The sequence below is a fragment of the Shewanella metallivivens genome (assembly GCF_028750675.1).
In the GTDB taxonomy this organism is placed as follows: Bacteria; Pseudomonadota; Gammaproteobacteria; order Enterobacterales; family Shewanellaceae; genus Shewanella; species Shewanella metallivivens.
This window is the reverse complement of the sequence record NZ_JAQQPZ010000004.1, coordinates 1-14331: the sequence shown is the minus strand read 5'-3', so window position 1 is coordinate 14331 and position 14331 is coordinate 1. Positions and strand designations below refer to the sequence as shown.

At 42.5% G+C, this 14331-nt stretch carries 8 protein-coding genes; 4 read left to right on the top strand and 4 right to left on the bottom strand.

Going from position 1 to position 14331, the window contains the following annotated elements; all coding sequences use genetic code 11:
- Positions 1-156 precede the first annotated feature (156 nt).
- A complete protein-coding gene (gene glnD, locus PQR79_RS07035; protein ID WP_238106839.1) occupies positions 157-2799 on the bottom strand; it encodes a [protein-PII] uridylyltransferase in 2643 nt (880 codons plus the stop codon).
- Between the two features lie 70 nt (positions 2800-2869).
- Between glnD and PQR79_RS07030 the strand changes: the two genes are divergently transcribed.
- The 4 genes from PQR79_RS07030 to PQR79_RS07015 all read left to right on the top strand — a co-directional run bounded on the left by PQR79_RS07030 (position 2870) and on the right by PQR79_RS07015 (position 9942).
- On the top strand, positions 2870-3583 hold the full coding sequence (locus PQR79_RS07030; RefSeq protein WP_238106840.1) for a 16S rRNA pseudouridine(516) synthase: 714 nt from the start codon (positions 2870-2872) through the stop codon (positions 3581-3583).
- A gap of 64 nt (positions 3584-3647) precedes the next feature.
- The gene (locus PQR79_RS07025) at positions 3648-4604 is read left to right on the top strand and encodes a LysR family transcriptional regulator (RefSeq protein WP_238106842.1); all 957 of its coding nucleotides are present in this window, start codon (positions 3648-3650) and stop codon (positions 4602-4604) included.
- Between the two features lie 339 nt (positions 4605-4943).
- Positions 4944-7274 (top strand): OmcA/MtrC family decaheme c-type cytochrome, encoded by a 2331-nt coding sequence (locus PQR79_RS07020; protein WP_238106843.1) that lies wholly within the window; start codon positions 4944-4946, stop codon positions 7272-7274.
- Between the two features lie 349 nt (positions 7275-7623).
- Positions 7624-9942 (top strand): OmcA/MtrC family decaheme c-type cytochrome, encoded by a 2319-nt coding sequence (locus PQR79_RS07015; RefSeq protein WP_238106845.1) that lies wholly within the window; start codon positions 7624-7626, stop codon positions 9940-9942.
- 544 nt (positions 9943-10486) lie between these two features.
- Here PQR79_RS07015 and PQR79_RS07010 read toward each other — a convergent pair.
- The 3 genes from PQR79_RS07010 to PQR79_RS07000 form a co-directional block, all read right to left on the bottom strand.
- The gene (locus PQR79_RS07010) at positions 10487-12025 is read right to left on the bottom strand and encodes an MFS transporter (RefSeq protein ID WP_238106846.1); all 1539 of its coding nucleotides are present in this window, start codon (positions 12023-12025) and stop codon (positions 10487-10489) included.
- A 136-nt stretch (positions 12026-12161) separates the two neighbouring features.
- The gene (locus PQR79_RS07005) at positions 12162-12500 is read right to left on the bottom strand and encodes a PBPRA1643 family SWIM/SEC-C metal-binding motif protein (protein WP_238106847.1); all 339 of its coding nucleotides are present in this window, start codon (positions 12498-12500) and stop codon (positions 12162-12164) included.
- 144 nt (positions 12501-12644) lie between these two features.
- On the bottom strand, positions 12645-14331 hold a 1687-nt coding region (locus tag PQR79_RS07000; protein ID WP_274408428.1), incomplete at its 5' end, for a class I tRNA ligase family protein.

Below are 14331 nucleotides of genomic sequence, written 5' to 3'. Positions count from 1 at the left end.
GTTTGTTGGCCATTTTTACTGCGTTATCGACTTCTTATGTAGAATAACTACACCTCGAAGTCTCTGCCGCGCAATTGTAAATGTGAGTAATGGCCAACAATTCGCTGCAAAAACAACCTTGAAAGATCAACAGGCCCTACCTTTGTTGTATCTTGGCTAACCCGTGATGGCATTCGCCAATTCTAGGGTCAATTGTTGCTGTTCTTCAGAGGTTAATTGCTGGTCTTGCTTATTGGAGATTGAGAACACGTTGTCGGCACGCTCGCCTACCGTACTGATGGTCGCAGAATGGATATTAAGGTCGAGTGCTCGAAATGCACTGGCGATTTGCTCCATAAACTCACTGGTGTCTAGTGCAGATATATTCACTAAGGTACGGGTTGATTTTCGTGAATATAAAAACTCAATGCTGGGGTGATTATCAAAGCTTTGATGACGTCTTGATGCCCGTCTTTTAGGGATGGTGACATCTTTATCGAGCACTTGATATAACTTGTTAAGCACTTGTTTGCGCCGTTGAGCGCTGGTAATTGGTTTCTCGTCAAAGTCGAGTACTTTAAATGATTCAACTACATAACCGTCTTTAGTGCGGGCAATTTGGGCTTGTTTTACCGACATTCGCAGTGCCGCTAAGGTATTAAATAATTTAACAAATAGCCCCGCTCTATCTTTGGTATAAACAAATACGTCGCTGCAACCTTTAACCACTGAGTCGTCGAGTAAAATCAATGTATTGTATTGATTGTCTTCAGCTGGGCTTTGGGTATGTTGCAATAATGCTTGGGTGTATCTGGCAATATCGTCGGCTTCAGCATTACTGAAAAAACCTATCGGTAAACGTTGCCACAGTGATTTAATCGCATCGGCTGTCGTTTCATCGGCATTTAACAGGTTGAGCGCTTCTTGCTTATGCTCGCGCACGAGAGTACGGATTTGCAACACATTTTCAAATCCGCCCCGCAATGCTTTGCGAGTAATAAAGTATAAATCTTGTAATAACGAGGCTTTCCAGTCGTTCCATAGGTCATCGTTAGTCGCTTGTATATCGGCAATGGTCAGGCAATATAGTGCGTCTAATCGGGTAAGGGTGCCGACTTTTTTGGCAAAGGCATTGACGACTTCTGAGTCGTAAATATCCATGCGTTGCGAGGTAATCGACATTAATAAATGGTTTTCAACTAACCAACTAATCAGCTTTTGCTGTGACACTTTTAGGCCGTGGAACTTGGCAAACATATTGGCATCAACAGCGCCTAACTCACTGTGATCACCACCACGACCTTTGGCCAAATCATGAAATAATGCGCCAAATAACAAGGTCGATTTATTGGACATTTTTTGGTAAATGTCTGCTGCTAACGCGAGGTCTTTATCGAGGCTTTTTATGTCTTTGCCGTAGGCATAAATGTTTTTTAGCACCTTATGGGTGTGTTCATCGACGGTGTAAGCATGAAATAAATCAAACTGCATTTGGCCGACCACTTCACGCCACTGCGGTAAATACGAAGCTAAAATACCATGTTGATGCATTAAGGTAATCGCGAGGCCCATACCTTGAGGGTGGGCAAAAATGGCTTTAAATTGTTCACGGCAACGCTGAAAATCTTGTAAATCGCCCATGAGGCGGCGTCTCACTTGACGCAGTGAGCGTAAGGTTTCGGCGCTAATGCCGATGATTTTGTCATGGTGAATGGCAATAAATTCAAATAACGCCATGATTTGAGTACGATCAATAAATACCGTTTCATCACGCACATGAATGTACTGGTCGACTATTTCAAAGTTGTCATTAATTGGGATGATTTCTGGATTGAGTTGCGGAATAATTTCCCGTTGAAAATACGCCATGAGAATTTTATTTAATTCGCCAATGCGTTTCATTGCTCTAAACAGCTGACGCATCATTTTTTCAATGGCGATATTGCCGCTTTCACCGATGGGCATACCATCACCAAAGCCCATCAATTTGGCTACTTCAGCTTGATGCTGCAGTAACAAACGGTTTTCTGAGCGCTGTGCTGCTTGGTGCAGAGCAAAACGCACTCGAAACAAAAAGTGTTGGCACTCCATTAATTCTGAGTATTCATCATTGGTTAAAAAGCCAAAGCGTCGTAACGACTGCATACTGGACACACCAAAATGCTTACGGGCAACCCAAGTGAGGGTTTGAATATCGCGAATACCACCCGGGCTGGTTTTTAAATTAGGTTCGATACTGAATGACGTGTCTTGAGCTTTGGCATGGCGCTCTTGTTGTTCGCTTAGTTTTGCATTAAAAAACGCTTGGCTTTGCCATAAATCCTGGCCATATAATGCGCTTAATACTTGTTGTTGATGCTCGGTATTACCGTATAAATGCCTGATTTCAAGTAAACTGGTGGCGATGGTGACATCTTCTTTACAGGCTTGGAAGGTATCTTTTAAGCTACGTACTGCATGGCCTAAGTCGAGGCCAATATCCCATAATTGAGTTAAAAACTCGCTGACTTTAGCGCCGTCGCTGGCAGACAGTTTACCATCGTGGATAATGCAGATATCAATGTCTGAAAAGGGATGTAAGGTTTGCCTGCCATAACCGCCAACTGCGTTAAGCGAGACATGATTATTGTCTAGTTCGAGAGATTGCCAGAGTAGGCATAGTAGAGTGTCGAAAAACTGCGATCGCTTATTCAAGGTGTCGTTAATTGCACTTTGAAATATGTTCTCTTGTAAAAATAGATCCAGTGACTTAATCGCCTGTTTAAACTCAGCGGTGGTCATGTCAGGGCGCATATCTGTACTAGCAGGTAGCGAAAGCATGTTACTCCTTATTAATGTAGTCCGTAAACAGAATAAGGTATTCTTAATCAAATTGGTATAGTGAGGTTTTATGGCATCTAAGCGTGGTCGACTGGATCAATTTATTGCTCGTAGATTACAGGTTCCTAAAAAAATGGTTCGTCAGTTATTAATTGGCAATAAAGTGATGGTAGACGGTAAGTGGGCTAAATCACCTGATTTGTTGATTGATGAATTTAGTCATATTGTGTGTAATGAGGTGGTTTTACAGCAATACCAAAAGCAATATTACATGCTCAATAAACCTGATGGTGTAGTGAGTGCAACGGTTGATGACAAACATTCTACGGCTCTCAGTTTATTATTGGGCGTTGAGCACGATATGCTGCATATTGCAGGGCGACTTGATTTACATTCAACAGGACTATTATTGATAACCAATGATGCGAAGTGGTCTGCGGCATTAATGGCGCCTAACAATAAAGTAGATAAACATTATATTGTCACCTTAGCCAACCCAATTGATGAGCGATATATCGACGCATTTGCTCATGGGATGTATTTTGAATTTGAAAATATAACAACATTACCCGCAACCCTAACGATTTTGTCGAGCCATCAGGCAAGGGTGAGTTTATGCGAAGGTAAGTATCATCAAATAAAGCGCATGTTTGGCCGTTTTCGCAATCCTGTGGTCGGATTGCATCGTGAGTCGATAGGAGAGATTGTACTTGATAACACCTTGTTACCCGGAGAATTTCGTTCATTAACAAAAGCTGAAATTGATTGTGTAATTCAGCAGTAGATCAAATTTTTAAGCCGCTTAACGTGCTAATTTATGTGTTCATCGGCAACGGGTTGGATATAACGTGGATTTACAAGCATTAAAAAAAGTCAGTGAACTCGATGTATTTAGCTTAATGGTATTTAAGTTCATTTATGAAACCGGTTATGCAAATTTTGCTGCAAAAGAGTTGGCTGTATCTGCGCCCAAGATTAGTCGCTGTTTAACGTCGTTGCGCATTATTTTTAATGACGAACTGTTTTTTCGCCGTCAACAGGGGCTTAAGCCGACGCCATTAGCGGATCGTTTATATCATCCGGTTTGTCAGCTTTGTGACATGTTTAGCCAAATGGAGCGCTCGGTTGAAGAAAATATCAATCAATGTAAACGTAGCGTATTGCATGTTGCTGTTTCGCCAAACATTATTACCAGTGTTGCCATAGCGTTAAGTGAGTGCCCTCAAGATACTGTCGGTAAAGTTAGATTACACAGTTGGCAAGCTGACACAGAAGAGTTGATTTACAATGGCGAGTTAGATTTTGGTATCGGTTATGATACCCAAGATTCTCATGGGTTAGATGTTTATCCTATAGCAAGTCCGAGTAACGTTTCTGTTGTCGGCAATGCGAAACACCCTTTTTGGGATAATGCCGATAACATTAAAATTGAAGATATTGTGCAACATTCGCTGGTGTATTTACGTTGTCGCGGTTTTAATAATCGTATTGATCCATTAGAACTGTATTGCCAAAACAATGGCTTGTTATTAGAAGACATTGAGTATGTTGGCAAGTTAGAGGATTGGTATTGGCATATATTAACCATGAATAGTTTGTCATTAGCCATTTGTCATGAAGGCTCTTTTGCAGAGCAACTCCCACAATTACGCGTAAAGCGCTTACCGAAAGTAGAACTTGAACGACTTCATTCAGTGATGCCGATGCCAAATTATTGTTTAATTGAGCGTGCAGAGCATTATCGACGTTATTCTGCCGATTTACGGGGAATGATAATTAATATTGTTAACTCTGTCTTGAAATAGACTTGCTGTATAAAAAGTAACCTTTATACGTGTCATGGCTGACTTAACAACTTTATTACACTTTATTTGATTTAATCCTGCAATATCAGTGCTTTGTGTGTTTTAAGTTTGAACTTTCATGGTTCAAACTTTTTTTTTGAATTTTAGATACCTCTTTGGGGTAGTAAAATGTGAAATTGGTAGTTTCACATTCATGTATAACCAAAATTAAAATCACCAATTTCCGCTATTGAATTTGCAACCAAGCATCACAGGTTTGTTATATGGCGCGGGTATTTTTGTTTAAATCCTTATATTTTGTAGGTGCAAAACTAACAAATCTAAATCGGGGGATTTAAGATGAAAAAATATAATAAAACCTTACTTGCGGCAGCCTTTATCGCTGCGTTTGGTTTAGCAGGATGTGGCTCTGATGGCAGCGATGGCGCTGACGGAGTTGATGGTGTAAATGGTGTCGATGGTGTTGATGGTACAGATGGTACTAGTGCTAGTTTATCTGTTACGACCGTTGAAGATGCTTCACAATTTACCTTAACGATAGCGCCAGCAGATATTGTTGTCGTGGGTACTGACGATTTTAGCTTTAAATTTACTGCTACAGCTGAAGGTACTGGTGGAGCGACTTTGCCATTCTCTGGACTTGAAAAAGTTCAGTTATATGTCACCAGCCAGTCTGAAAATACAACTGACACAGGTGCACCATACCTTTGGACAAGTCATTTATATGCTAATGACTTTGTTAGCGATAACGCGATGTATTGTACCCTTACAGGTACAGCAACTACTCGTGCTGGTGTTGAAGTTGAAGCGTGTACTTTGGTTGAAGATACTGAAAACCCTGGTACTTATACAGGTACTTGGGAGCATGATGGTAATGCGCCATCAGTATTAACTGACGGTGATGCGAACGATTTAGTTCGTGTGATGCTACGTGCATATAATGTTGTGAATGCTGACGGTACTAGTATCAGTGATAAGCTGTTATCAACACCGATTGATTTTATTCCTGCCACTGGCGAGTTAGCAGTATCAGAAAAAGATTCAGTGTCTAATGCGGCGTGTATTAAGTGTCATAGTTCATTAGACGGTTACGCTGATACTGATATGCGTATTAGCAATATTAGTGCTCATCATAACTATCAAAAAGTTGAAAACTGTGTAGCTTGTCATAACCCTGCGATGGCTGCTGATGAAGACTATTCTGATTTAGGATATAACATCAGCTTCAACGCTATGATCCACACTATTCATATGGGCGATGAGCTTGCTGATTCGCTAACGGGTGATGCACTAGAGTTGTTTGGTGAGATTGCTTTCCCTGCTGAACATAATGAATGTACGGTTTGTCATGATAATGGCACTCAGTGGAACGACAACGTCTACGAAGAAGCCTGTGTGTCTTGTCACGTTGATGTTAACTTAGCAACAGGTGATAACCATAACGGTATTGTGCCTGCAAGTGATGCTGTTTGTTCTGGCTGTCATGGTGCTGGTAGTTTAAGCCCTATGGAAGCACACAGTGTTAACCGTCGTGCTGACTTAGCTGATGGCTTAGTGTTAGATGTTGTTTCTGCTGACGTTTCTGCAGGTGTATTAACTGTTACTATCGGTGTTGAATTAAACGGTGAAACAGCTGCTAGCGGTACTGACTTGTTTGATTACCTATTCAACGCATCATATGCTAAAGCCATCTTAATCGGTACGCTTGATGACAATGGTGATTACGTACAAGGTTCTAGTATTTCTGATGAAACGATGTTTGTGGTCAATGACGCAGGTCAAATCGTATTAACTCAAACATTAGAAGAAACAACATCATTAGATGGCCAGACACTGTATGTATCATCTGAGTTGAGCATGTGTGGTGATGCTGAGACCGATATGATTGTTGCAACAGATGAGGGTTGTGATGTTGGTATTCCAGCTAACATTGCCACTAAATACTTTGTATTTGGTGATACAGCAGCCACAGGTGTTGAAACTACCGATAACATGCGTTTCATTAATGCTACAGTGTATACCGCACCTACACAGGTCGGTAATGACCGTACCACAGCAGATGAAGCGAAGTGTAATGCTTGTCATGATAACTTAGCGCACATTAAATCGCCTCGTCATGGTGTGACTAACTTTACCCAATGTGCTGATTGTCATAATAATGCGAGCCCTGTAGGTTCTCACCATGAAACAGTTCAAATTGAATCTGCTGATGGTACGTTTACAGTTGTTGAAGGGCTAGAGTACTATAACCGCGATTTAGTTACAGTTGCTCACCGTTATCACAGTGGTACGTATGCTGAAGAAGCATCTGGTGTTTATATTAATGCTGATGGTGACTTAGTTAATTACCCTGCTGATCAAACTAACTGCCAAGCGTGTCATAAAGATGCAAATGCTGATGGTGATGCGATGCCATTCTTTGATGGTACTGGTACTTTAACCTCAGGCAAAACTTCGGTAGCACTAGGTAATGGCGAATTTATTTCTCCTGTTACTGAAGCATGTCGTAGTTGTCACGCTCACTCTGGTGATGCTGCGCTTGCTCACTTCAAGAGTAATGGTGCAACTGTATTTGGTGATAACATTACTTCTGCAGACGCTGTACCAGTAGAGTCTTGTGCAACATGTCATGCTGAAGGTAAAACTTATGGCATTGATAGTGTTCACTAAGTAGAATGCTTGTAAATTATTGAATAAAAGAGTTTATTCCTTAATTATCTCGTATAAAACTAAGTAAAAGAGAGGCAATGTTGCCTCTCTTTTTTATTCAATGTTGTCTATAAACAATTCATTATAGGCAATATTTTTCGTTAATTTTTGTATGCTGAATCCCTTATCAGCATGATTAAAATCAAGGTGTTAATTTTACTTTTGGTAATATCGCATATTGAAATTACCGATTTCAATTAACGAATTTACAACCAGCTATCACACCTTTGTAACATCTCACGGGCTTTCTGTCTTATTTCCCTATATTTTGTACGTGTAAGACTAACAAATCTAAATCGGGGGATTTAAGATGAGAAAATATAATAAAACCTTACTTGCGGCAGCCTTTATCGCTGCTTTTGGTTTAGCAGGATGTGGCTCTGATGGCAGTGATGGTGCTGACGGAGTTGATGGTGTCAATGGTGTTGATGGTGCCGATGGCGCTGACGGTACCAATGCAGGCTTAACTGTAACGACAGTTGAAAATGCTTATGACTATAATTTAACGCTTGACCCAGCTGATATCGTGGTTGTGGGCAGCGATCCATTTAGTATTAAATTTACTGTAACCGGTGTGGGTACTGGCAACGCAGAAGTACCTTTCTCTGGCCTTGAAAAAATAGCTTTGTATGTTACTAGTCAGTCTGAAAATACGACTGACACAGGCGCACCAATGTTATGGACAAACCATGCTCTTGCTAATGATTTTGGCAGCAGCATGTATTGTACCCCTACAGGTACTGCTGTTGCTCGTGGTGGAGCAGAAGTTGAAGCATGTACATTAGTGGAAGATGCTGCAAACCCTGGAACTTATACAGGTACTTGGGCACACGATGGTAATGCACCAGTGGTATTAACCGACGGTGATGCTAACGATTTAGTACGTGTGATGGTACGTACTTATGATGTGGTTAATGCTGACGGTACTGGTATCAGTGATAAAATTTTATCAACACCGCTAGATTTTATTCCTGCGACTGGCGAGTTAGCTGTTTCTGAAAAAGATTCAGTGTCTAATGCGGCTTGTATTAAGTGCCACAGCTCATTAGATGGTTACGCAGATACAGATATGCGTATCGCTAACATTGATGCTCACCATAACTATCAAAAAGTCGAAAACTGTGTGGCTTGTCATAACCCTGCTTACGCGGGTGGGCAAGATGACGAAGATGTTGGCTTTAACGCTAACTTCAACGCCATGATCCATACTATCCATGCTGGACACCATATTGCTGATTCGTTAACTGGCGAAGCTGCAGAGTTGTTTGGTGAAATTGGATTTCCATCTGAGTTAAATGAGTGTACTGCATGTCATGATAATGGCACTCAGTGGAACGACAACGTCTATGAAGAAGCCTGTGTGTCTTGTCACGTTGATGTTGATTTGGCAACGGGTGAAAACCATAACGGCATTGTGCCTGCAAGTGATGCAGTTTGTTCTGGTTGTCACGGTGCGGGTAGCTTAAGCCCTGTTGAAGCACATAATGTTGGCGTGCGCGCAATGACAACGGATTCAATTGTATTTGCAGTAAGTAATGTGACTTATGCTGAAGATGCCGTTGATGTAAGCGGTGTTATGCAAGATCAAATGAGCATTACTTTTGATGTAACAGTAGATGGTTCACCAATTGTTGATGGTTTTGACTTTGCAGATTATGCAAACTATGACGAAATCAAAACTGGTACAGTTGACGCTGATGGCACTTATTATGTCGGTACTTCTGTAAACCTATCTGGTGTAGTTTCATCTGGTGGTCAGTTTGTTGTGACTAAAGTGGCAGACTTTAATGTTGCTGGTCAAACTATCGCGATTACACCTCGCTTTTCAGTATGTGCAGATTCAGATGCGCAGTTGATTGCTTGTCAAGATGCTAGTGGTGAAGACCAGTACGCAGTTGAGTATGTTGCAGTTACTATGGATACCAAATACTGGAACCTAGCTAATGCAGATGGATCAGGTGCAAATATTGCTCGTCAAAGTGTGCCATCAATGGTGACTGCAGATGAAGCGAAATGTAGCACTTGTCATACATCTCTAGGCATTGCAAAACACTATGGTAACGAACGTTTTGACCAATGTATGGGTTGTCACAACAATACATGGGGTGGTTCATACCATGTCGCTGTTGAATACAAAACTGATGCTGTTGATGAGGATGGCGAACCAGTATTCGAAACTATCGAAGGTTTAACTTACAACAACCGCGACTTAATGACCGTATCTCACCGCTTCCACAGTGGTTTATGGGATGACAACCGTGGTTTCCCTGCAATTAACTTAAATGCTGATATGGAAACTCAAGGTTACCCAGCTGTTGCAACCGAATGTTCTGCTTGTCACAAAGACGGCATGGATATCTTTGCCGCTGACGGTGGTTTAGCATCAGGTAAACGCGCTATCGCAGTAAATTCAGCTGGTACTCAGTTTATCTCTCCTGTTGCAGAGTCATGCCGTACTTGTCACGCTCACTCTGATGCAGCTGCACTTGCTCACTTTAAAGCGAATGGTGCAACTGTTGAAGGTGAACCTGATACAACAGCTGATTTACCAGTAGAGTCTTGTGCAACATGTCATGCTGAAGGTAAAACCTATGGTATTGATACCGTGCATTCAAGTGTGGCTCACTAAACGAGTTAACAGAGAAAAATTAATTTCTTAATCATCACTTAAGAAAATGACTAAGAGGGCGGCAGCAATGTCGCCCTCTTTTTTTATTTGATTTTTTATCCATCAGTGCAGCTGGAATGAAGTCATAAGTCATTTATAGTACTAGGTTTGCTTTGCAGCTGAGCTGGCTTTGTCGCTTTGTCGCTTCGCTGCTAGATGTCGCTTCGCTGCTAAGACGGACCCTATCTTGCTGGATGTTACTTCGTTTTTAGGACACTCTTCGCTCTGCTAGAAAACGATCACAAGCGAACGTTGCGCTTAGGTATAGGGGACAACTTTGTAGCTAAGATTTTATAGACCCTAGCCGCGCAGCGTCCTAGCAGCGTATCGATCTAGGTCCCAGGTTCAAGACTCAAGGAATAGAGTGCTAGCGGTTGCTAGGACGACTTACGGTTTTTATTGTGGGTTGATGGGCGTGACTTTATTCTAGATAGCAAAAGGGAGGCATTGCTGCCTCCCTTATTGGTATTGTTGATTTGCAGCACTCATTGAGTGCTATTAACGATTAGGCTGCCGCTTGTTGGCGCTGCATGTTCAATAACCATTTTCCGTAGATGAAGATACCGACCGCTGAAATAATCCCGATAGCGGCGATGATATACCATGCCATACCGATGTTATTGGCTTCATACAGCATATGGGTTAACGGTTGTGCTTCCATACCAGTAAAATCAACTAATCGCATAAAGGCTTCGCCTTGCGGAATCGCGTCAACGTCGCTTTGGCTCATACCACGACTCACTAATTCATTGCGCGAGATAATCTCTTTAGAAGCATAAATTTGGTAAAGCTTAGGGGCAAAGTAGCCTTCTAATGTCCAACCTATCCCTTGCGGTAACATGACAAAGCCTAGGTACATGGCTTTTTTACCTTCAGGGGCAATGTTGCCCATAAACTCGTTTTTCTTTGGGCTAATCATCATTTCACCTAAAGAAAACATCGCAATGGCCAACACAATCATCCAAGCAGCATTAAAGACACCAACGAACATGATGGCGGTAATACTTAAAATACACCCTACCAGCATGGCCGTAGTAATACGGTATTTAGCCGTAAACGCTGCCACTAAGAAGCAGGTGGTCATGATCATACCTGCATTGAGGTTTAACATGCCCTCTGGCATCACCTTGGTGCCGTCATTACTCAAGCCTAGCCAGAACTGCAATATGCCGTTACTGGTGCCTTCTGGACCAAATAGTGAGGTGACAATAATACTGGTATCAACCCATTCGGCAATATGAATAGGCAGTACGTCAAATAACGAGTTATACAAAAACCAAAAACCGGCAAACACTAACATGTAATAAAGCACGATAGGCTTTTTCAGTTCATGTAGTGCATCTTTCCATAGTGCTTCTTGCTGGATCTCTCCCGACTTGACTTTAGCGGCTCTGACTAAACGTTCATCTTTACCTGGCTCTTTATAGGCCAATAAAAATAAAAAATTAAGCGAGATAATCGCTGCACAAGCATAAAACACATTGTCCCACGATAACTGACGCATATGCACAGCCACCAGTGGCCCTAAGAAGCCACCGATATTAACCACTTGATAAAATATGCCCCAAGCCATTGAGGTATTTTCGCGCTTGGTTGACAGTACTAGCGTGCCTTGAATACCGGGTTTAAATACCCCAGTACCAGCGGCAAGCAACATGGCTCCGGCTAAAAATCCCCAAAAGTCTGGGAAAAACGCCATGGTGAGATAACCCATGATTTTAATGATGGTCGAGACAAAAATGGTTTCTTTATAGCCGACACGGTCTGAAATACCGCCGGTAAACACCGGGATAAAGGTTTGCAGCATAGCCCACACCGCAATAATAATACCGTAGTCGTGTAAGTCGATACCTAGGCCGCCTTCAGAGACGGGGGATTTAGCATATAAACCGGCAGAGGCTTTTACGCCATAATAGGCGATACGTTCAACCAGCTCCATGCCGCCGACCAGCCAAAAAATATAACCGAGGCTAGTGATTGATGCCCACATCCCCAGTTGTTTTACTTCACTCAGGTCGTTACCTGAATGCGAATTAGTGCTCATAAGTCACCCTTTATTATTGTGTGTTGAGTTAACGCAAGACACTCTACCTAAGTTGAGGGAAAATATCCAAAAAACAAAAAGCGGATCGTGAGATCCGCTTTGTTTATTGTCATTTGCTGTGTCTTTTAGCCTATATTTAGGCGCCACAGCACTTTTTGTACTTTTTGCCGCTACCGCAGGTACAAGCGTCGTTGCGATTAGGTTTGGCTTCAAAACTCACTGACTTAGGCTTATTTAGCAGTCCTGTTAGCTCAATAATGTTCTCAGCTTTATCTGCATCAACCGTAATGTGAGCAAATAGCTTATGCTCAGCAACCATGGCTGCAACTTCTGCTTTACGTTCATCGGTTTGCACCGACAACAATAATGGCGACAGTTCTGTGCCGGGTTTGGTGGTACGCTTGGTGTTATAACCGCTCTCGCCATAGGCAGGCTTTGGGGTTCTACGACCTTTAAAAAAGAATTTATCAGACATGGTTTTGACCCATTAAATAGAATGATGATATTGGCGCAAGCTTATACAGCAAAAACGCAAAATGGGATATTAAAGTTTTCTATAAGTGCAAAATAAAAAACCAGCGACACGTCGCTGGTTTTTTGTATCAATTTAACTAATTGATTATGCTTCTATTTTAGCTAGCTCGACTTTTTGCTCGTTTAATTTTTCAATATCACGAGTTAAATCAGTCATTTTGGCGCGTTCTTTATCAATGACTGCCGCAGGCGCTTTAGCCACAAAACCTTCGTTAGATAATTTGCCTTCAATACGGGCAATTTCTTGGGCTAGTTTTTCAAGCTGTTTGTCGATACGCGCCATTTCGGCGGCAACATCGATTAAGCCTGCCATTGGGATCAGCAGTTCCATGTTACCGACTAATTGGGTCGTCGACATTGGCGCGCTGTCACCTTCTTCAAGCACTGTGATGGTTTCAAGCTTGGCAAGGCTTGCAAAGAAAGCTTGGTTGGCTTCAAGGCGGATACGGTCTTGATAACTGACACCACGAACCAGCGCGTTAAGCGGCTTAGAAGGGGCAATGTTGAGCTCGGCACGAATGTTACGTACTGCCACAATCACTTGCTTAACCCATTCAAGGTCGGCCATTGCTGTGGCATCAACTTGATCAGCTTGATATGTTGGGAATGAAGCCAACATCAAGGTGTCGCCTGTTACGCCAGCTAAAGGTTTAACACGCTGCCAAATGGTTTCGGTAATGTACGGCATGATTGGGTGCATTAAGCGTTGCATTTTTTCAAGCACGGTCACTAATGTATGGCGGGTGCCGCGCATTTGTGCATCGCTGCCATTTTGCATTACCGGCTTAGTTAACTCTAAATACCAGTCACAGAATTGGTTCCAGGTGAACTCGTATAAGGTGTTAGCTGCCAAGTCGAAACGGTACGCAGCCATATGGTCGTCGAAGGTTTTCACGGTTTGATTAAATAAACCAATAATCCAACGATCGGCCAGTGATAACTCCATTTCGCCCGGTTTGCCATCAACGAGTATTTGGCCACAATCAAGTGGTGTGCCTGCTTCGTCGCTGTCTGGGTTGGTTTGAGTTTCGGTGTTCATCAACACGTAGCGTGATGCGTTCCATAACTTATTACAGAAGCTGCGGTAACCGTCTAGGCGTTTCATGTCCCAGTTAATGTCGCGGCCGGTTGATGCCATAGCGGCTAACGTAAAGCGCAGTGCGTCAGTACCGTGGGCTTCGATACCATCGGCAAATTCTTTACGAGTGCTTTTTTCAATTTTTGCGGCCAGTTGTGGCTGCATCATATTACCGGTACGTTTTTCTACGAGGGCTTCGAGTTCAATCCCGTCAATCATGTCGAGTGGGTCAAGTACGTTGCCTTTAGATTTTGACATCTTATTACCGGCTTCGTCACGGATTAGCCCGGTTACGTAAACGGTTTTAAAAGGCACTTGTGGTTTGCCGTTTTCATCTTTAATGAAATGCATGGTCATCATGATCATACGGGCAACCCAGAAGAAAATGATGTCAAAGCCTGTCACCAACACGTCGGTTGGATGGAAGGTTTTTAAGTCTTCTAAATTGTCTGGCCAGCCTAGGGTTGAGAAGGTCCATAATGCTGAACTGAACCAGGTATCGAGTACATCATCGTCTTGGCGCAGTACGGCTGAATCAGCAAGCTTGTGCTTAGCACGGACTTCAGCTTCATTACGGCCAACGTAGACTTTGCCGTTTTCGTCGTACCAAGCTGGAATACGGTGTCCCCACCATAATTGGCGCGAGATACACCAGTCGTTAATGTCGCGCATCCACGAAAAGTACATGTTTTCG

Coding starts and splice junctions, on each gene's coding strand:
- glnD (WP_238106839.1), bottom strand. CDS start 2,799: ATGCTTTCGCTACCTGCTAGTACAGATATGCGCCCTGACATGACCACC.
- PQR79_RS07010 (WP_238106846.1), bottom strand. CDS start 12,025: ATGAGCACTAATTCGCATTCAGGTAACGACCTGAGTGAAGTAAAACAA.
- PQR79_RS07030 (WP_238106840.1), top strand. CDS start 2,870: ATGGCATCTAAGCGTGGTCGACTGGATCAATTTATTGCTCGTAGATTA.
- PQR79_RS07020 (WP_238106843.1), top strand. CDS start 4,944: ATGAAAAAATATAATAAAACCTTACTTGCGGCAGCCTTTATCGCTGCG.
- PQR79_RS07005 (WP_238106847.1), bottom strand. CDS start 12,500: ATGTCTGATAAATTCTTTTTTAAAGGTCGTAGAACCCCAAAGCCTGCC.
- PQR79_RS07015 (WP_238106845.1), top strand. CDS start 7,624: ATGAGAAAATATAATAAAACCTTACTTGCGGCAGCCTTTATCGCTGCT.